We start from the raw sequence: 19,490 nt of genomic DNA on the forward strand, positions 1-19,490 counted from the left end.
GCGCGACACCCAGCTCATCGCCCGCGGAGCTCCACCAACCAGAGCCCGCACCAACATCCAACAGTCACCCGAACGACCCCGGCCTTTCGGACAACACAGCGCCGCCCCGCACGACCGGTACAATAAGCGGTTCCGATTCATCGCAGGTTTTCTTAATTCTCCATGTCGCTTTACACCATTACCGGCGCGCAACTCGCGTTCGGTCACGTCGCATTGCTCGATCACGCGGATTTCTCGCTGGAAGCGGGGGAGCGCGTCGGTCTGATCGGCCGTAACGGCGCGGGCAAGTCGTCGTTGCTGAAAATCGTCGCAGATCTGACCAAGCCCGACGACGGTCTCGTCACGCGTCAGCAGCATCTGACTACCGTCTATGTGCCGCAGGAGCCCGAGTTTGACACCGACATCTCGGTGTTCGACGCCGTCGCCGCGGGGCTGAGCGAGGCGCGCGCGTTGCTCGACGAATACGACGAGGTCGCGCACCGGCTCGCCGACGTGCCGGAGGGCGCGGAACACGACGCACTGCTCGCACGCATGAACACGCTGCAGTCGTCGCTCGATTCAATCGATGCCTGGAACTGGCGCAACCGCGTCGAGACTACGCTTGAGCAGATCGGTCTCGACGGCGATGCGCGGGTTAGCGCGTTGTCGGGTGGCATGAAAAAGCGCGTCGCGCTCGCGCGCGCACTCGTCGTGCAGCCCGATGTGCTGCTGCTTGACGAGCCGACCAACCATCTCGACTTCGAGGGCATCCGCTGGCTCGAAGATCTGCTGGTCTCGCAGCGTGCAGGACTGTTTTTCATCACCCACGATCGCGCGTTTCTCGATCGCGTCGCGACCCGCATCGTCGACCTGGACCGCGGCCGTCTGCTGTCGTATCCGGGTAATTTCTCCGCCTACCAGACGCGCAAGGCGCAGCAGCTCGAAGTGGAGCGCGTCGAAAACGACAAGTTCGACAAGCTGCTCGCGCAGGAGGAAGTGTGGATCCGCAAGGGCGTCGAAGCGCGCCGCACGCGCAGCGTCGGCCGGATCGCGCGGCTCGTGCAGATGCGCAACGAACGCGCGGATCGCCGCAATGTACAGGGCAACGTCAAGCTCGATGTCGGGCAAGGCGAGAAGTCCGGCAAGATCGTCGCGGAGCTGACCGATGTGACGAAGCGCTACGGCGCGCGCACGGTGATCGACGAATTCACCGCGACGGTGATGCGCGGCGACAAGATCGGTTTTGTCGGGCCAAACGGCGCGGGCAAAACGACGCTGCTGAAACTGATCCTCGGCGAAATCACGCCGGACGACGGGACGGTGCGTATCGGTACCAACCTGCAGGTTGCGTACTTCGACCAGATGCGCGCGCAGCTCGATCTGGACAAGAGCGTCGCCGATACCATCAGCCCCGGTAGCGACTGGGTCGAAGTCAACGGTACGCGCAAGCACGTGATGAGCTATCTCGGCGACTTCCTGTTCGCACCGGAGCGTGCGCGCTCTCCGGTGCAGTCGTTGTCGGGCGGCGAGCGTAACCGGCTGCTGCTCGCGCGTCTCTTTGCGCGTCCGGCGAACGTGCTGGTGCTCGACGAACCGACCAACGATCTCGACATTCCCACCCTCGAGTTGCTCGAAGAACTGCTGACGGACTACGACGGTACGGTGCTGCTCGTCAGCCACGATCGCGCGTTTCTCGACAACGTGGTCACCTCTGTGATTGCCTCGGAGGGCGAGGGTAAGTGGCGCGAATACGTTGGCGGCTTTACCGACTGGCAAGTGCAGCGCGACCGGTCTGCGCAGATCGCGCGCGACGCGCTGAAGCAGCCGGCGAAGGAGGCCGCGCAGGAGTCGGCGCAGAAAGACAGCGCGGCGGGTCGCAACGCGCAGCGCGCGGCGAAGCTCTCGTTCAAGGAGCAGCGCGAGCTGGAGGCGTTGCCCGTGCAGATCGCGGCGCTGGAGGCCGAGCAGAAAACCATCGGCGCGCAGCTCGAAGACGGTTCGATTTTTGCGAAGGATGCGTCGGAAGGCACGCGGTTGACCGAACGCTACGGCGCAATCGACGGCGAGCTGCTGACGGCGATGGAGCGCTGGGACGAACTGGAGAGCCGGCGCAAGTGAAGGACAGCCGGGTTTAACTGTCTTTAATAGCCGAATTGCCCGTCGCATCGAAATCAGTAAAATACCCCGCGAACAGGCTGCCTCGTGTACAGGCAGCCGGCCATGCAACAGTTTGCCCGCGCCGCGGGCACCCCAATTTACCGCGTTGTTTCGTTCGGAACGACGCGGACAGAACCCAAGCAAGCCATGCCTACGAAAAAGCCAAACGCTACTTATAGCGAAGCGTCGATCAAGGTGCTGAAGGGCCTGGAGCCGGTCAAGCAGCGGCCCGGCATGTACACGCGCACCGAAAATCCGCTGCACATCATCCAGGAAGTCATCGACAACGCGTCGGATGAAGCGCTCGGCGGCTTCGGCAAGGAGATCACGGTCACGCTGCATGCGGATCAGTCGGTATCCGTCGACGACGACGGCCGCGGCATTCCGTTCGGTCTTCATCCCGAAGAAGGCGTGCCGGTCGTCGAGATCGTGTACACGCGGCTGCACGCGGGCGGCAAGTTCGATAAGGCCGCGGGCGGCGCGTACACGTTCTCGGGCGGTCTGCACGGCGTCGGTGTGTCGGTGACGAATGCGCTCTCCACGCGTCTCGATGTGACTGTCTGGCGCGATGGCAAGGTCGCCGAACTCGGTTTCGCGAACGGCGACGTGGTGCGTCCGCTTGAAGTGCGCAACGCTACCAGGAGCGACAAGAAATCGGGCACGCGCGTGACCGCATGGGCGAATCCGAAATACTTCGATTCGCCGAATCTGCCGGTCGGCGAGTTGCAGCGGCTGCTGCGCTCGAAGGCGGTGCTGCTGCCCGGCGTCGAAGTGACGCTCGTCATCGAAAAGACCGGTGAGCGGCAAACATGGAAATACGAAGACGGTCTGCGCGGCTATCTGCTGGAAGGACTGGATGGTAGCGATCTGCTGATCCCGGTTTTCGAAGGCGAGCGCTATGCGGAAAACTCGCGTTCGAACGAAGAGACGTTCGCTGAAGGCGAGGGCGCCGCATGGGTCGTCGCATGGAGTGAAGAAGGGCCACTGACGCGCGAGTCGTATGTGAACCTGATCCCGACGCCGGCCGGCGGCACGCACGAATCCGGTCTGCGCGACGGTCTCTTTCAGGCGGTGAAGAGCTTTGTCGAGCTGCACAACCTGCAGCCGAAAGGCGTGAAACTGCTCGCCGAAGATGTGTTCGCGCGCGTGTCGTTCGTGCTGTCGGCGAAGGTGCTCGATCCGCAGTTCCAAGGTCAGATCAAGGAGCGCCTGAACAGTCGCGATGCAGTGAAGCTCGTGTCGTCGTTCACGCGTCCGGCGCTCGAGCTGTGGCTGAACCAGCACGTCGAGCACGGCAAGAAGCTCGCCGATCTCGTCATCAAGCAGGCGCAGGCACGTACCCGCGCAGGTCAGAAAGTCGAGAAGCGCAAGAGCTCGGGTATTGCGGTACTGCCGGGCAAGCTCGTCGATTGCGAAACGACTGATATCGCGCGCAACGAACTCTTTCTCGTCGAAGGCGATTCGGCGGGCGGCTCCGCGAAGATGGGGCGCGACAAGGAGTATCAGGCGATCCTGCCGTTGCGCGGCAAGGTATTGAACACGTGGGAAACCGAGCGCGACCGGTTGTTCGCGAACAATGAAGTGCACGACATCTCGGTGGCGATCGGTGTCGATCCGCACAACCCCGACGACGTGGTCGATCTGTCCAATCTGCGTTACGGCAAGATCTGCATCCTGTCGGACGCGGACGTGGACGGCGCGCACATCCAGGTGTTGCTGCTCACGTTGTTCTTCAAACACTTTCCGCTGCTGATCGAGCGCGGTCATGTGCATGTCGCGCGACCACCGCTCTTTCGCGTCGACGCGCCCGCGCGCGGCAAGAAGCCCGCGCAGAAGCTCTACGCGCTCGACGAAGGCGAGCTCGAAGCGATTCTCGACAAGCTGCGCAAAGATGGCGTGCGCGAATCGCAATGGACCATCAGCCGCTTTAAAGGCCTTGGCGAAATGAGCGCCGAGCAGCTGTGGGACACGACGATGAATCCAGACACGCGGCGTCTGTCGCCGGTTGCGCTCGGCGAGCTCGACTTCGATGCGACCGTCGCGCGGATGACGATGCTGATGGGCAAGGGCGAAGCGGCGTCGCGACGTACCTGGCTCGAAGAAAAAGGTAACGACGTCGAAGCGGATATCTGAGTGCGGCACGCCGGCCGCGCGAACACCTGCGCGCTGCATGCCCTGTACTCACAGCAAATACGGATACGGAATCTAGATGGACGACAACACGCCTGATCTTTTCACCGAGCCTGCGCCGCCCGACGGCGAATTTCTCACGCTCGGCAACTACGCGGAGCGCGCCTACCTCGACTACGCGGTGAGCGTCGTCAAGGGTCGTGCGCTGCCAGATGTCAGCGACGGGCAGAAGCCCGTGCAGCGCCGCATCCTGTTCGCCATGAACGAGATGGGACTGGCCGATAACGCGAAGCCGGTGAAGTCGGCACGCGTCGTCGGCGATGTGCTCGGCAAGTACCATCCGCATGGCGACCAGTCTGCGTACGACGCACTCGTGCGTCTCGCGCAGGACTTCTCGATGCGCTATCCGCTGATCGACGGCCAGGGCAACTTCGGCTCACGCGACGGCGACGGCGCGGCGGCGATGCGCTACACCGAAGCGCGCCTCACGCCGATCTCGAAGCTGCTGCTCGACGAAATCAATCAGGGCACCGTCGATTTCATGCCGAACTACGACGGCTCGTTCCAGGAACCGAAGCTGTTGCCCGCGCGCCTGCCGTTCCTGCTGTTGAACGGCGCATCGGGTATCGCAGTCGGCCTTGCTACCGAGATCCCGTCGCACAACCTGCGCGAAGTCGCAGCAGCGGCGGTGGCGATGATCCGTCAGCCGGCGTTGCAGCACGCGGAACTGATGCAACTGATACCGGGCCCGGACTTCCCGGGCGGCGGTCAGATCATTTCTAGTGAAGCTGAAATCGCTGCTGCTTACGAAACCGGCCGCGGCAGCCTGAAGGTGCGTGCGCGCTGGAAGATCGAAGAACTTGCGCGCGGCCAGTGGCAGCTCGTTTTCAACGAGTTGCCGCCGGGCACGTCGGCCCAGCGGGTGCTCGAAGAAATCGAAGAGCAGACCAACCCGAAGATCAAGCTCGGCAAGAAGACGCTCACACCCGAGCAACTTCAAACGAAGCAGACGTTGCTCGCGCTACTCGATGCAGTGCGCGACGAGTCGGGCAAGGACGCGCCGGTGCGTATCGTGTTCGAACCGAAGACCAGTCGCGTCGATCAGACCGAGTTCGTCAACACGTTGCTCGCGCATACGAGTCTCGAATCCAACACGTCGCTGAACCTGGTGATGGTCGGCGCGGACGGCCGGCCGCGGCAGAAGGGGCTCGCGGAAATCCTGCGCGAGTGGATCGGCTTCCGCTTCGCGACGGTTACGCGGCGCACGCAGTATCGGCTGACGAAGGTCGACGACCGGATTCACATCCTCGAAGGCCGGATGATCGTCTTCCTCAATATCGATGAGGTGATTCGTATCATCCGCGAGTCGGACGAGCCGAAACCCGCGTTGATGGTCGCGTTTGGCCTGAGCGACCGGCAGGCGGAAGACATCCTCGAAATCCGGCTGCGCCAGCTCGCGCGTCTCGAGAAGATCAAGATCGAGAAGGAACTGAGCGAGTTGCGCGACGAGAAAGCGAAGCTCGAGGAACTGCTGGGTAGCGACTCGGCGATGAAGCGGTTGATCATCCGTGAGATCGAAGGCGATGCGAAGCAGTACGGCGACGAGCGACGCACGCTGATCCAGCAGGAGAAGCGTGCGGTCTTCGAAGTACGCGTCGTCGATGAGCCGGTTACGGTCGTCGTGTCGCAGCGCGGCTGGGTTCGTGCGTTGAAGGGCCACGGCCTCGATGCTGCAAGCTTCACGTTCAAGGCCGGCGATGGGTTGTATGCAGCTTTCCAGTGCCGCACGCCCGATACGCTTGTTGCATGGGGCAGCAACGGGCGCGTGTATTCGGTGGCTGTGGCGTTGTTGCCTGGTGGTCGCGGCGATGGTGTGCCGGTCACTTCGCTGATCGAACTCGAATCGGGTTCGCACCTGATGCACTACTACGCGGCTCCCGCCGATCAGCAATTGCTGCTTGCATCGAGCAACGGGTTCGGCTTCGTTGCGAAGGTTGGCGACATGGTGAGTCGTGTGAAGGCGGGTAAGTCGTTCATGACGATCGATGCGGGTGCTACGCCGCTCGTGCCGATGCCGATGTTGCCCGATGCGACGCGGGTTGCGTGTCTGTCGAGTGGCGGGCGGTTGCTGGTGTTCGGGCTCGATGAGATGAAGACGCTGTCGGGTGGTGGGCGTGGCGTTACGTTGATGGGGCTCGACGAGAATGAATCGCTGGTGCAGGCGCTTGCCATCGGCAAGGCGGGGCTGGTGTTGTCGGGGACTGGGCGTGGCGGCAAAGCCTACGAAGAGGTGTTTGCTGGCGCTGCCTTGACGCCGCACGTTGGGAAGCGGGCACGCAAAGGGCGTCTGCCGGATACGAAGCTTAAGTTGTTGAGTTTGCGGCCTGTTGCAGTGGAGTAGGGGTTTGTTTGCCTGTGCAGGCGGCTTCTTGTTAGCGCCTCGCGGCTGGTTCTCGCTGTTGCCCCGTGCGGGGCTGCGATTTGGCGCCTCGCGGCGCGGGCGTTGCCCCTGTGCGGGGCGGCACTTACTTTCTTTGCGCGGCAAAGAAAGTAAGCAAAGAAAGCCGCTCGAGACGTTACCGGGTCCTTTCCGTGTGCAGCCTTCGTGGCCCGCACCTAAGTGTCGTCCTCGCATCGAAACGTTAGTGGTCCGAGACGAGATCGGGCCTCGCGTTTTTAATGGTGGTGACAAGGCCGTCATTCATCCCACTCGCACTACGTGCTCGCGGTCGGGTGACCACATGGGAAAGCGGGGTGTTGGTCTACATGGGGGTGTCCGTTCGCGCGGCGCAAATCGCGGCCGTGGGCCCTGGCAAATCAGCGATTACCTGGTAAAGTCCGAACCGAATACATACACTGCGGTCGAATGCCTACAACAATGAACCGCGCTGCAGTCAAAACAAAAAGGGATCACCCATCATGAACAAAGCGATCGAAGTCGCACTCTTTCTACACCTGCTCGGCGTCGCCGTCTGGATCGGCGGCATGGTCTTCGCCCACTTCTGCCTGCGCCCGGCACTCGCCGATCTCTCGCCGCAACTGCGGCTGCCACTATGGGAATCGGTGTTCGCGCGCTTCTTCAACTGGGTCGCCGCGTCCGTGCTGGTCATCCTGCTGACCGGCGGGTTCCTGCTCACCCAGTTCGGCGGCGGTCACGCCGCATGGCAACTTCATGCGATGGCCGGCCTCGGCGTTCTCATGATGCTGATCTTCGGTCATATCCGTTTTGCCGTGTTTCCGCGCATCCGCCGCGCCGTGCAGGCGCAGAACTGGCCCGACGGTGCTCGCGCAGTCGGCACCGTGCGTCGCCTCGTGGTGATCAATCTCGTGCTCGGTGTCGTGACGATCGGTTTCGCAGTGCTCTCTCGCGGATTCTGATCGCGGCACAGCGTCGCGCGGATTCACGACTTCACGGCACCACAACCACACGGCGCTGCTACTTCGCGGCGGCACAGCCACACAGCATTTCGCTAACGCACAGTTCCCAACCGCTCCGCCAGCGAATACCGCTGCATACACCGCTCCATACTGTCGAGAAACGCATTGTCGGCCGCACTCATCTTGCGGTCGCGGTGCCACAGCAAATGCACATCGACATCCGCCAGCCCTTCGTCGGGCGGCAAACGCCATAACCGTTGCTGCGCGATGTCGTCGCGCACGATGTGCTCCGGCAGACAACCGATCCCATAGCCCGCGAAAATCAGCCGGCGCACTTCATCCAGACTCGGTGACGACGCAACGATCCGTCCGGTAAAGCCTTTCTGATCGCGAAACACCGTCAGCGGCGACAGGCTGTCGCCGATCTGGTCGCTCGTGAACGACACGAAATTTTCCGCGAGCAGGTCCTGCATCGTCAGTTGCGACTGGCCGAACAACCGGTGATGCCGGCCGCAGAAAATCGCATAACGCTGTCGCAGGAAGCAGCGCATCTCGAGCTTCTCGATCGGGCTGCGGCACAGGCTCAGACCCGCGGTCGCGGTCTTCTGCAGCAGCGAGGAGATGATGTCCGACGAGCGCATCACTTCAATCTGCAGATCGATCCGCGGGTATGCACGATGAAACTCCGCGAGAAACTCGTCGTACACCGGCGAATCGATCCGGCTCACGCTCAGCAACCGGATCGAGCCGGTGATGTCGTCGGTGCGGTCGTCGAGCTCGGTTTCGAGCCGCGAGATGTTGCCGTAGATGTCGCTGGCAATCCGGTACACCTCTTCGCCAGCGTTAGTCGGCGTGAAGGTCGTCCCGCGTCGCTCGATCAGCTTGCGCCCCAGTGCTTCCTCGAGTCGCTTCAGCGCCTGGCTGACCGCCGGTTGCGTGACATAGAGCCGCGCGGCGGCCCGGCTCACGCTGCGTTCCTGAATGATCACGAGGTAGGTGCGCAGCAGGTTCCAGTCGAGGCGGTCGTTCAGGAAGCGGGCGATGTCGGCGCGCATGAGCAGGGCTCCGGGATAGTTATATTAGTGAAATTTATGCCGTAAATAATAACTGGAAATTTGACTAATGTATTGTGGCTGGCGATAAACAGCCTGTGCGCCGAATGCCGTGGCGCGACCACCACGCCACCACCACGCACTCGACCGCCCGCCAGAGGAGTCCACCCCATGAGCCAGCCCGCCATTCCAGCCCGTCAGCCGGCGCGCGCCGCGACTGCGGCCTTCATCGGCACGATGATCGAGTGGTACGACTTCTATATCTACGCCACCGCCGCCGCGCTGGTGTTCGGCGAGCTGTATTTCCCGTCGCACGATCCGTTCGTCAGCACGATGGCTTCGTTCGCGACTTTCGCGGTCGGGTTTTTCGCACGGCCGCTCGGTGGTCTGATCTTCGGTCACCTTGGCGACCGCATCGGCCGCAAGAAAGCGCTGATGACCACGCTGATGATGATGGGCGTCGCGACGGTCTGCGTCGGGCTGTTACCGGATTTCTCGAAGGTCGGTTTGCTTGCGCCGGTGTTGCTCGTGCTGTTGCGCGTGGTGCAGGGCATCGCCGTTGGTGGCGAGTGGGGCGGGGCGGTGCTGATGGCGGGCGAACACGCACCGCAGGGACGTCGGACGTTCTTTGCTTCGTTCGCGCAGCTCGGTAGTCCTGCGGGGCTCATCTTGTCGCTGATCGCGTTTCGCGCGGTGACCTCGATGGACAAGGCCGACTTCCTGTCGTGGGGTTGGCGTCTGCCGTTCCTTGCGAGCTCGGTGCTGCTCGTCGTCGGGATTCTGATTCGTCTCGGCGTCAACGAGTCGCCCGAGTTCCAGCGCGTGAAGGACACCAGCAAGACACTCAAGCTGCCGGCCGCCGAGGTGTTCCGTTCCGCGTCGGGCTTGGTGCTGTTGTGCATCGGCGCGAACACGATCGGCATTGCCGGCGTGTACTTTACGAACACGTTCATGATTGCGTACACGACGCAGTACGTCGGGGTTGCGCGCTCGCTGATTCTCGACTGTCTGTTCGCGGTCGCGATCATCCAGTTCTGCGTGCAGCCGCTCGCGGCGTGGCTCGCCGAACGCATCGGCGGTGCGCGCTTTCTGAAGCTCGCCGCGCTGTGTGCGATGGTCTCGCCGTATCCGATGTTCCTGCTCGTGCAGCGCGGCAGCGTCGTGCCGATGGTGATCGGCATCGCGATCGCCGTCGTGTGCATGGCGAGTTTCTATTCGGTGATCGCGGGTTTTGTCAGCGGTGTGTTCGATACGCGCGTGCGCTACTCCGCGATCTCGCTGTCCTACCAGGTGTGCGGCGCGATTGCCGGCGGCCTCACGCCGCTCGTGGGCACGTGGCTCGCTCATCGCTACACCGGCGCATGGTGGCCGCTCGCGGTGTTTTACACGTGTCTTGCGGGCATCTCGCTGCTCTGTATCGTCGCGCTCGATGCGCGGCGCGAACAGCGCGCCGATGTGCACGAAGAAGCACGCGATCCGCTAGCCGCGAACTGACCAATTCATTCAGCCAACTTGAGGACACGATGAAAGACCTGTTGCACGTCGACGGCGCCCGGCTGTGGGCGAGCCTGATGGAGATGGCGCAAGTAGGCGCGACACCGCGCGGCGGCGTGCGCCGTCTCGCACTCACCGACGAGGACCGGCGCGGCCGCGATCTGTTCGCGCAGTGGTGCCGCGACGCGGGCCTGCGTGTGAGCGTCGATGAAATCGGCAACCTGTTTGCGACCCGCGCGGGTACCGATGCGGAGGTTGCGCCGGTATTGATCGGCAGTCATCTCGACACGCAGCCGGAGGGTGGGCGCTTCGACGGCGTCTACGGCGTGCTGGCCGCACTCGAAGCCGTACGCGCGCTGAACGATGCGGGCCTCACAACCAAAAAGCCCATCGAGATCGTCTCGTGGACCAACGAAGAAGGCGCCCGCTTCACACCGGCGATGCTCGGTTCGGCGGTATTCACGGGGGCGGTCCCTTTGCAAGAAGCACTTGAAAAACGCGACGCGCAAGGCGTTACGCTTGCCGACGCACTCGACGCAACAGGCTACCGCGGCAAGCGCCCGGTAAACGATGTCGCCGTCGACGCCTACTTCGAAGCCCATATCGAACAAGGCCCCGTGCTCGAAGCGAATGGCACGACGATCGGCATCGTGACGGGTGGCCAGGCGATCCGCTGGCTCGACGTGACGGTGACCGGCATGTCAGCGCACGCCGGCACGACGCCGATGCCGTATCGTCGCGACGCATTGTTTGCAAGCGCGCAGATGGCGGTCGAACTGGAGCATATCGTCGAGCGCTATGCACCGCGCGGGCTCGTCACGATCGGTCAGGTCGAGATTCCAAACGCATCGCGCAACACGATTGCAGGCCGCCTGATGTTCACCGTCGATCTGCGTCATCCCGACGACGCGCAGATCGATGCAATGGAACGCGATTTGCGCGACGCGTTCGCGCGACTTGCCGAGGCGCGCGGCGTGCAGCTCGACATCGCGACACGCTGGGTCAGTCCGGCGACACCGTTCGACGAGCACTGCGTCGCGCTCGTCGCCGACGCGGCCGGTGCGCTAGGCTATACACATGAGCGCATCGTCAGCGGCGCTGGCCACGACGCGATTCATCTCGCGCGCTATTGTCCGACGGCGATGGTGTTCATTCCGTGCGTCGACGGTCTGTCGCACAACGAAGCCGAGGACGCGTTACCCGACGATGTGACGCGCGGTGCCGACGTGCTGCTCAACGCGGTGCTTGCGCGCGCCGGCGTCGCACAGAAAGTGGCAGCGCACGACTGAAGATATTGCGCGATTGCGCCACACCACACTGCGCGCATCGCTCCCAACACTCGAGGCAAGACACCGACATGCTGACTTTCTTCCACCCCGACCAGTTACTGCATCATCCGCGCAGCTACCTGTCGCGCGGGCAGATGCGCTCGCCGCAGGAAGTGCCCGAGCGGGCGATGCGTCTCGTCGCCGCCGCGCATGCACTCGGCTTCGAGGTACGCGAACCCGCCGATGCCGGCACCGCACCGCTCGCAGCCGTACACGACACGAACTACCTGCGTTTTCTCGAAGAAGCGCATCGCGAATGGAAAAAGATTCCCGCCGACTGGGGCGACGAAGTGATGTCGAACGTCTATGTGCGCGAGCCCAACCCGTTGCGCGGTGTGCTGGCCCAGGCGGCGCGCTATCTCGCCGACGGTAGCTGTCCGGTCGGCGCACAGACCTGGCGTTCCGCGTACTGGTCGGCGCAATCGGCGGTGGCTGCGGCCGCTGCCGTCAATGACGGCGTGCGCGAAACATGGGCGTTGTGTCGCCCGCCCGGTCATCACGCGCGCACCGATGCAGCCGGCGGCTTCTGCTACCTGAACAACGCGGCAATCGCGGCACAGTCGCTGCGCAGCCGCTACGCACGTGTCGCGATTCTCGATACCGACATGCATCACGGTCAGGGCGTGCAGGAAATCTTCTATGGACGCGACGACGTGCTGTACGTGTCGGTCCACGGCGATCCGACCAACTTCTATCCGGTGGTCGCGGGTTTCGAGGACGAGCACGGCGAAGGGACGGGCGCCGGTTTCAACGTCAATCTACCGATGCCGCATGGTTCGTCGGAAGCGACGTTCTTTGCGCATGTCGACGCAGCGTTGCAGGCGTTGAAGCACTTCGAACCCGATGCGCTGGTGCTCGCGCTCGGCTTCGATATCTATCGGGAGGACCCGCAGTCGCAGGTAGCGGTGACGACCGAAGGGTTCGGCCAGCTCGGCGAGGCGATCGGTGGGCTCGGTTTGCCGTCGGTGATCGTGCAGGAGGGCGGCTATCACCTGGAAAGCCTCGAAGCGAACGCGCGCGCGTTCTTCGGTGGCTTCGCGGGAGCGCGCGGCGACTAGTGCGTTCTGGCCGCACAGGCCAGCGTGCCCTGACGTCGCTGTCAGAGCACGTTGTCACCGTCGCTACGACGCCCCGTGGCCGTACACGAGCCACAACCCACACGCAATCGCGACCGTGCCGTACACCGCATACACCGGCACTTTCAGCCTCGTGAAGCATATCGCCGAGAACACCGCGGTCAGCAGGTACACGGGTTCGTACGGTATGTGTCCGGCGATGCGCAGCACCGCGACCGCGAGAAACGCGGTCGTGACGGCGCGCAACATCCGCATGCCGTGTTCGAAGCGCGCATGGGTCTGCAACTGATGCAGGTAGCGCTGTGCGAACACGACCAGAAATCCGGACGGCACGAACAGCGCGAGGGTTGCGACCAGCGCACCGAGCCAGCCGTCCACCAGGTAGCCGAAGAACGGCACCACGTTCAACAACGGTCCCGGGGAAAGCGGCGACAGCGAGAACGCCAGCGTGAAATCGTTATCCGACACGCCGATCGCCGGCGTGACGAACAGCGTCTTCAGCACCGGCAAGGCAGAGAAGCCACCGCCGAACAGCGTCATCCCCGCCCCGGCGAGGCGCGGCCAGAGCAGCGCAAGATCGTACCGGTGCGGCAACGGCACGGCGAACAGGGCGAGCAGGATGCCGAGACCGACAAGCATTTGCCAGTCGCGTGTGGCGATCTTCAGCACGAACGGCTGTCGGCGGACCGGACTGGCTATCCAGCCAGTCGCGAAGGCGCTGCCGAGGATCGCCACATACACGGCCGGACTATGCGCCCATGCGAGCCCGACACAGCCGAGTATGGCCGCGAGCCATTCGAGTTTGCCGCGCACGAGCGTACGCGTCTGCCGATACCACGTGACGGCGATCAGCATCGCCAGTACGACGCTGAAATGATTGAGCAGGGTTTGCGACGCAACGGCGCGCACGATTGGCGTGCGGTAGAAGATCGCGAACAGCGTCATCAGCGTGAAGAACGGCAGCACGCTCGCGATACCCGCGATCCATGCGCCTGCGCGTCCGCGCAGCGCATGCCCGAGCTGCACGGCGACATTGCAGCCCACTGGCCCCGGTACCATCCACGCCAGCGCGATCAGGTCGGCGAAGGCGATCCGCGACAGCCGGCCCTCGCGCTCCACATAGTGATTCTCCAGTTGGGCCATCAGTGCGAGACCGCCCCAAGATAGCGCCGATAAACCCAATACCACCCGAAACAGCGCCCATAGCGGTTCCCGTTCGCCACGGCGTGTTGCTTCCCTGCTGCCGGTTATTTGCATTGCTCATGCGCGTCGGAACAAGCCCGCCTCCGCGCCTCTCTTTGGCCGTGTAGTCGCGGGCGCGCGCCGCATGGCCTTAGACGCTGCGTGCCCCGTTGTCGGTGATGTCGCGGCTGGCCGTGTGAACGGTCGGCTGCGGCGATTCCGGCTTATGTATGGTTGCTGCTCATGCGGACAGTCCGCTCTCGCTCGACGCCGCACTCGTGCTGTCCGTATCGCGCTCGGGCCCGCCGCGTTTCTCCGGCATGCCGCACACACCGAAGCGATCGAGTAGCGCGGCAATCGCTTCGGCCGGCACCGGCCGGGAAAACAGGAAGCCTTGTGCTTCGATGTGACCGAGCGCGGCGAGCCACGCAATCTGCTCTTCGGTCTCGGTGCCTTCGACCACGACCGTCAGTCCAAGCGAACGCGCGAGATTGACGATCGCCGTCACCATCACGCAGACGCTGCGGTCGCCGGGGATCGCCTGGACAAACGAGCGATCTACTTTCAGCGTGTCCACCGAGAACCGGTTCAGATACGACAGCGACGAATAGCCGGTGCCGAAGTCGTCGAGCGCGATGCGCACACCGAGGCGTTTCAACGCGAAGATTTTCTCCGATACGAGTTCGGGGTATTCCATCATCGCGGTTTCGGTGATCTCGAGTTCGAGGCGGCGCGCGGAGATACCGGTTTCTTCGATCGCGCGCGAGATCGTTTCGAACAGATCGCCGCGCCAGAACTGTACCGCCGAAATATTCACCGCCAGCGACAACGTGTCGTAGCCCTGCTGCTGCCATAGCGCGAGCTGCCGGCAGGCGGTCTGAATCACGAAGTCGCCGATCGGCACGATCAAGCCGGTCGATTCCGCGACCGGGATGAATTCGCTGGCCGGAATCAAGCCGTGCTGCGGATGGTTCCAGCGCGCGAGCGCTTCGAAGCCGGTGATACAGCGACGCGTCAGATCGATCTTCGGCTGGAAGGCGAGGAATAGCTGACCTTCGGCCAGCGCGACGCGCAGTTGTTGCTCCCATTTCATCAGGTGATCCGCGCGGTGCGACAACTGCGGCGAATAGAACTGGTAGCAGTTCTTGCCCGCGTCCTTGGCGCTGTACATCGCGAGGTCGGCTTTTTTCAGCAGATCGATCTCGCTTTCGTTGACGACCGAATAGAGCGCGATGCCGATGCTCGCATGTAGCACGAACGAGCTGCCGCGCACTTCGAACGGCCGCGAAAAGACATCGGCGGCTGCTTCGGCGAGATCGACCGCGCGCTTCTCGACGTTGTCGCCTTTCACGACCACAACGAACTCATCGCCGCCGATACGCGACAGCGCGCCTCCTTCGCCGACCGCATCGGCGAGTCGCGCGGAGGTCATCTGTAGCACGATGTCGCCGGCGTTGTGGCCGAGCGTGTCGTTGACGGCCTTGAAGTTATCGAGGTCGATGAAGAGAATTGCGAGGCGCCCGAGGTTCGATTGCTGGCTGACGTCGTAACGCAGGCTCTGCAGCGTGGCGTAGCGATTGCGCAGACCGGTCAGCAGGTCGTACTCGACGAGGTGCGTCATTTCGCGCTCGCGGCCGAGCAGCTTGCCGATCAAACCCGTGGCGACGGCGAAGAAGCTGAGCATGGCGAGCGAGATGAAACTCGCCATCAGCAGGTAGACGTTGCGCGTGTGGTTGTAGTCGGCGAATTCCTCGGCCTGCGACAGACCGACGAGTACGCCGAGCGGGTAACCGTCGATATGCCGGTACGACACGATGCGCGGCACGCGATCGATCGAGTCGACGTAGGTGCCCGAGACATGCGACGAAGTTGGATACGTACCGCTTGCGGTGAACGAACCGTTCGCGCTTTCGGCGCTGCCGGTGCGGCGTGCGAGTACGGTGCCGTTATCGGAGATCACCGCGATCACGCCGTCGCGGCCGATCGCGGCGTTGTTGTAGAAGTCGCTCGTGAAGTAGCTCGGATCTTCGGACACGACGACCACGCCGGCGAAGGAGCCGTCGGGGTGGTTCAGGCGCCGTGTCATCTGCAGCGTCCAGTGGCCCGATACGCGGCCGAGCACCGGCTTGCTGATGTACAACTGGTCGTCGTTCTCGTGCTCGTGAACCTTGAAGTGCTCGCGGTCGGACAGGTCGATGTGCGCCGGATTGAGCTCCGCCGTATTCGCGATCAGTCTGCCGTGCTCGTCGATCAGCGAAACCTGCACCAGGGTCTCGCTCTGCACGACACCTTTCTCGACCGTGCTCGCCAGATCGAAACGCCCGGGCGATTTTTCATACTCGTACTTCACGAAACGCGTGATCTGGTCGACCTGGTGAATCGCCTTCACCGTGTGCTGTTCGAGCGCGGCCGAAAGGATCGCCGCCGACGCCATCGCTTCGCGGTACGTGGCCTCCTTTTCAACCGACAGCCGCGCAAAGATGACTGCCCACAGCAGGATCAGCACGAGCACGCCGAGCGACGGAATGGCCAGCAGCGCGCGACGGCGCGATACGGCCTGGTCGGAGCGGTGTCTTGCGTCGCGAGCGGAAGAATGCCGGAACGGATTCATCGGACAGGTCGAGTCCCTGCGCCGTCCGGCTGCGGCCCCGGGTACATCGACATCGACTGCGATGGTTTCGAAGTTGGCTGCATGATGAACTGTGCGTGGTCGCGCGGAAGATGAGAATGGGTCGCGCGAAAACATCCGTAAAGCGCCGGATTTTGTCTTGATATTACTGAATGACGGTAGATTAAGGAAGGGCCGGAGCCACGGGTATACGCTGCCGCGAGCAGGCACGTAAAGGCCAATTGAGCCCGCATGCGGGTAACGGCGCGCTTCTGGCGCGGTTCCTCGAATACTGGCCGGTTTTATCGCGGAAATAAAAAGAATTGCGTTTGGCGCATGGCCGGCGACGCATTGATGCGCGGCGCATGATCGGGCGCGCAGGAACGCGCCGTCAGTGGGCAGATGCTCGCGTTAGCGTGCTGTCGCGTGCGGCAGATCGATCGTGCCGTCGACGATCGTCACAGCCGGCCCGCCGATCCAGATCTTGTCAGCCGCGTCGTCGTAGCGGACGACGACATCGCCCGCGCGACCGAGCGCCGTACCCTGGCGGACCGTATAGCGGACACCGGGCCGCTTCTGCTGCTTAAGCAGCAAAGTGGCCAGCGCCGCATTGGCACTGCCGGTCACGGGGTCTTCGCCGACGCTGAAGCTCGCGCCCGACATCAGACAACGTAATTCGAAGGTGGCGGGGTTGCCGGTTTCGTGCGGGCCGTACACCGCGATGCCGAGCGTCTTGACGGACTCGGTGACGCGCGCGAGCGCGGCAGTATCCGCCTTGATCGCAAGGCACTCCTGCGCCGAGTTCACACGGACCACGAGCCACGGCACGCCGTTGTTTACCGCACACGGCGGCGCACTGAAATCGATCGTGGCGCCGCGCAGTGCGGCATGTAGTGTGTCGTACTCGCTTTGCGGCAGCGGCACGATGGGGGCCGGTGGGGCAGCGAACGCCCAGTTGCCGTCGGTCTGTTCGACGAGTTCCACGAGCCCGACGCCGCACTGCTGGATGAGCTTGCCGGGCTGCTTCGGCCGGTAGCCGCTTTCGAGCAACGCATGCGCGGTGCCGAGCGTCGGGTGGCCGGCGAACGGCAGCTCGAAGTGCGTCGTGAAGATGCGCACGTGGTAATCGGCGCTGGGGTCGGTCGGGGCGACGAGGAAGGTCGTTTCCGACAGGTTGGTCCAGTGGGCAATCGCCTGCATCTGGGCCGTGTCGAGCCCTTCGGCATCGAACACGACCGCAAGCGGATTGCCCTTGAACGGAACGGCGGTGAAGACGTCGACCTGCTTGAAGGGAACGGTGTGCGTGGTCATCATCGGCGATCCGTTGAACAGGTTTACTTCGCGTCGCTCACTTCGGCGATCATCTCGATCTCGACACATGCACCGAGCGGAATCTGCGCGACACCGAACGCCGAGCGCGCATGCTTGCCGCGCTCGCCGAACACGTCGGCAATCAGCTCGGAAGCACCGTTGGTCACGATGTGCTGTTCGGTGAACTCGAGGGTCGAGTTGACGAGGCTCATCAGCTTGACGATACGCGTCACGCGGTTCAGATCGCCGACATGCGCATGCAGCGTGGCGAGCAGATCGATTGCAATCGAACGCGCCGCGGCCTTGCCTTCCTCAGTCGCGATCGACGCACCGAGTTTGCCGGCCCACACCTTGCCGTCCTTCTTCGCGATGTGCCCCGACAGGAACACCGTGTTGCCGGTTTGCGCGCTCATCACATAGGCGGCAGCAGGCGCACCCGCGACGGGCAGTTCGATACCGAGTTCCTTCAGCTTGTCGTATACGTTGGCTTGAGTCATGAGAGGTCCTTATGCAGTGAAAGAGTGGGCAAGTTGTGCTGGCCGCTTACACCCTGGCGCGCAGCAGCGCGCCAAGACGCGCAACGCCTTCGTCGATTTTAGCGGGCGGCACGGTCACGAACGACAGCCGCAGCGTGTGATGCTGCGCATCGCTGGCGTAGAACGGCGCGCCCGGCACGAACGCGACGTTCTGCGCCACGGCTTCGTCGAGCAGCTTCATGCTGTCGATGTGCGCCGGCAGCGTCACCCAGATGAACATGCCGCCTTCCGGCTTGTTCCAGCTCACGCCTTCGGGCATATGGCGCTCGAGTGCGGCGAGCATGGCCGCGCACTGATCGCGATACAGCGCGCGAATAGTCGGCACGTGCGTGTCGAGGAAGCCGTCCTTCACCACCTCGTGCACGATGCGCTGCGTGAAGCTCGGCGTGTGCAGATCGGTGGCCTGTTTGGCCTGCACGAGCTTGAAGTGCAATTCTTCGGGCGCAATGATGTAGCCGACCCGTAGGCCCGGCGCGAGCACCTTCGAGAACGAACCGAGATGCACGATGTGATCGGGCGCCATCGACAGCATGGTCGGCAGCGGCTCGCCCGCGTAGTCGAGTGCGCCGTACGGATCGTCTTCGATAACCGGGAACGGCGCGCCTTGCGCGAATGCGGCCAGCGCGCGGCGCCGTTCGATCGGCAGCCGCCGGCCGGTCGGGTTCTGGAAGTTGGGCTGGGCGTACAGCACGCGCGCGCCGGCTGTGAGTTCGGGCGTGAGGGCTTCGGGGATCAGGCCGTTGTCGTCGGTCGGCACCTGCACGTAGCGCGGCTCGTACATCGAGAACGATTGCAGTGCGCCGAGATACGTCGGCGTTTCGACGAGCACCGGGCTTTCCGGACAGATCAGTACCTTGCCGAGCAGATCGAGTGCCTGCTGCGAGCCGGTCGTGATGAGCACCTGGCTCGGCCGGATCTGCGCGCCGTTCACCGAGTAGCGCGTGGCGACCCATTCGCGCAGCGGCAGATAGCCTTCGGTCGCGCTGTATTGCAGCGCGGCGCCCGGCGTGTCGCGCAGGATACGGTCGGATGCTTCGCGCATCCGCTCGGCCGGGAACGTGACCGGCGAGGGCAGGCCGCCCGCGAACGAGATGACTTCGGGCCGTTCCGTGACCTTCAGGATCTCGCGGATCGCCGAACTGGTGAGCTTGAGCGCGCGCTCTGAAAGTTGCCACTTCGGGGCATGAAGGTCGCTTTGATCCATAGTCTCCTCGATCTGTTTCGCTGGAACGGTTTGGTAAAAGAATGCAATTATCGCG

13 protein-coding genes are annotated in these 19,490 nt (G+C 63.4%); 7 read left to right on the top strand and 6 right to left on the bottom strand.

The window, feature by feature from the left end; translation table 11 throughout:
• The first annotated feature begins 162 nt into the window (after window positions 1-162).
• The 4 genes from M0D65_RS28200 to M0D65_RS28215 all read left to right on the top strand — a co-directional run bounded on the left by M0D65_RS28200 (window position 163) and on the right by M0D65_RS28215 (window position 7,644).
• Complete coding sequence (locus tag M0D65_RS28200) at window positions 163-2,097, top strand: ATP-binding cassette domain-containing protein (protein WP_266255500.1); 1,935 nt, start codon at window positions 163-165, stop codon at window positions 2,095-2,097.
• Between the two features lie 186 nt (window positions 2,098-2,283).
• Window positions 2,284-4,269, top strand: coding sequence for a DNA topoisomerase IV subunit B (locus M0D65_RS28205; protein WP_266255501.1), 1,986 nt, complete (start codon window positions 2,284-2,286; stop codon window positions 4,267-4,269).
• A gap of 76 nt (window positions 4,270-4,345) precedes the next feature.
• Window positions 4,346-6,667: a DNA topoisomerase IV subunit A gene (gene parC, locus M0D65_RS28210; protein ID WP_266255502.1), complete on the top strand. Its 2,322-nt coding sequence runs from the start codon at window positions 4,346-4,348 to the stop codon at window positions 6,665-6,667.
• Window positions 6,668-7,185: 518 nt separating this feature from the next.
• Entirely contained in the window at window positions 7,186-7,644 is a 459-nt protein-coding gene (locus M0D65_RS28215) for a CopD family protein (protein ID WP_091018572.1), read from the top strand.
• Window positions 7,645-7,736: 92 nt separating this feature from the next.
• On the opposite strand, the gene M0D65_RS28220 is transcribed toward M0D65_RS28215, so the two are convergent.
• Window positions 7,737-8,699, bottom strand: a complete 963-nt coding sequence (locus M0D65_RS28220; protein ID WP_266255503.1) for a LysR family transcriptional regulator — start codon at window positions 8,697-8,699, stop codon at window positions 7,737-7,739.
• A 168-nt stretch (window positions 8,700-8,867) separates the two neighbouring features.
• Between M0D65_RS28220 and M0D65_RS28225 the strand changes: the two genes are divergently transcribed.
• The 3 genes from M0D65_RS28225 (at window position 8,868) to M0D65_RS28235 (ending at window position 12,576) form a co-directional block, all read left to right on the top strand.
• Window positions 8,868-10,190 (top strand): MFS transporter, encoded by a 1,323-nt coding sequence (locus tag M0D65_RS28225; protein WP_266255504.1) that lies wholly within the window; start codon window positions 8,868-8,870, stop codon window positions 10,188-10,190.
• Window positions 10,191-10,219: 29 nt separating this feature from the next.
• The gene (locus M0D65_RS28230) at window positions 10,220-11,479 is read left to right on the top strand and encodes a Zn-dependent hydrolase (RefSeq protein ID WP_266255505.1); all 1,260 of its coding nucleotides are present in this window, start codon (window positions 10,220-10,222) and stop codon (window positions 11,477-11,479) included.
• Window positions 11,480-11,547: 68 nt separating this feature from the next.
• A complete protein-coding gene (locus M0D65_RS28235; protein ID WP_266255506.1) occupies window positions 11,548-12,576 on the top strand; it encodes a histone deacetylase family protein in 1,029 nt (342 codons plus the stop codon).
• 63 nt (window positions 12,577-12,639) lie between these two features.
• On the opposite strand, the gene M0D65_RS28240 is transcribed toward M0D65_RS28235, so the two are convergent.
• The 5 genes from M0D65_RS28240 to M0D65_RS28260 all read right to left on the bottom strand — a co-directional run bounded on the left by M0D65_RS28240 (window position 12,640) and on the right by M0D65_RS28260 (window position 19,435).
• Window positions 12,640-13,851, bottom strand: a complete 1,212-nt coding sequence (locus tag M0D65_RS28240; RefSeq protein WP_266255507.1) for a chromate transporter — start codon at window positions 13,849-13,851, stop codon at window positions 12,640-12,642.
• Between the two features lie 166 nt (window positions 13,852-14,017).
• On the bottom strand, window positions 14,018-16,387 hold the full coding sequence (locus M0D65_RS28245; protein ID WP_266255508.1) for an EAL domain-containing protein: 2,370 nt from the start codon (window positions 16,385-16,387) through the stop codon (window positions 14,018-14,020).
• Between the two features lie 408 nt (window positions 16,388-16,795).
• Window positions 16,796-17,695, bottom strand: coding sequence for a PhzF family phenazine biosynthesis protein (locus tag M0D65_RS28250; protein WP_266255619.1), 900 nt, complete (start codon window positions 17,693-17,695; stop codon window positions 16,796-16,798).
• Window positions 17,696-17,718: 23 nt separating this feature from the next.
• Window positions 17,719-18,192: a RidA family protein gene (locus tag M0D65_RS28255; protein WP_266255509.1), complete on the bottom strand. Its 474-nt coding sequence runs from the start codon at window positions 18,190-18,192 to the stop codon at window positions 17,719-17,721.
• Between the two features lie 46 nt (window positions 18,193-18,238).
• The gene (locus M0D65_RS28260; RefSeq protein WP_266255510.1) at window positions 18,239-19,435 is read right to left on the bottom strand and encodes a PLP-dependent aminotransferase family protein; all 1,197 of its coding nucleotides are present in this window, start codon (window positions 19,433-19,435) and stop codon (window positions 18,239-18,241) included.
• Window positions 19,436-19,490 lie beyond the last annotated feature (55 nt).

This window comes from Paraburkholderia sp. CHISQ3 (assembly GCF_030464945.1).
Taxonomy (GTDB): Bacteria; Pseudomonadota; Gammaproteobacteria; order Burkholderiales; family Burkholderiaceae; genus Paraburkholderia; species Paraburkholderia megapolitana.

Excerpts from the sequence above, each read along its gene's own strand:
- M0D65_RS28200 (WP_266255500.1), top strand. The coding sequence starts at position 163 with ATGTCGCTTTACACCATTACCGGCGCGCAACTCGCGTTCGGTCACGTC.
- M0D65_RS28205 (WP_266255501.1), top strand. The coding sequence starts at position 2,284 with ATGCCTACGAAAAAGCCAAACGCTACTTATAGCGAAGCGTCGATCAAG.
- parC (WP_266255502.1), top strand. The coding sequence starts at position 4,346 with ATGGACGACAACACGCCTGATCTTTTCACCGAGCCTGCGCCGCCCGAC.
- M0D65_RS28215 (WP_091018572.1), top strand. The coding sequence starts at position 7,186 with ATGAACAAAGCGATCGAAGTCGCACTCTTTCTACACCTGCTCGGCGTC.
- M0D65_RS28220 (WP_266255503.1), bottom strand. The coding sequence starts at position 8,699 with ATGCGCGCCGACATCGCCCGCTTCCTGAACGACCGCCTCGACTGGAAC.
- M0D65_RS28225 (WP_266255504.1), top strand. The coding sequence starts at position 8,868 with ATGAGCCAGCCCGCCATTCCAGCCCGTCAGCCGGCGCGCGCCGCGACT.
- M0D65_RS28230 (WP_266255505.1), top strand. The coding sequence starts at position 10,220 with ATGAAAGACCTGTTGCACGTCGACGGCGCCCGGCTGTGGGCGAGCCTG.
- M0D65_RS28235 (WP_266255506.1), top strand. The coding sequence starts at position 11,548 with ATGCTGACTTTCTTCCACCCCGACCAGTTACTGCATCATCCGCGCAGC.
- M0D65_RS28240 (WP_266255507.1), bottom strand. The coding sequence starts at position 13,851 with ATGCAAATAACCGGCAGCAGGGAAGCAACACGCCGTGGCGAACGGGAA.
- M0D65_RS28245 (WP_266255508.1), bottom strand. The coding sequence starts at position 16,387 with ATGAATCCGTTCCGGCATTCTTCCGCTCGCGACGCAAGACACCGCTCC.
- M0D65_RS28250 (WP_266255619.1), bottom strand. The coding sequence starts at position 17,695 with ATGACCACGCACACCGTTCCCTTCAAGCAGGTCGACGTCTTCACCGCC.
- M0D65_RS28255 (WP_266255509.1), bottom strand. The coding sequence starts at position 18,192 with ATGACTCAAGCCAACGTATACGACAAGCTGAAGGAACTCGGTATCGAA.
- M0D65_RS28260 (WP_266255510.1), bottom strand. The coding sequence starts at position 19,435 with ATGGATCAAAGCGACCTTCATGCCCCGAAGTGGCAACTTTCAGAGCGC.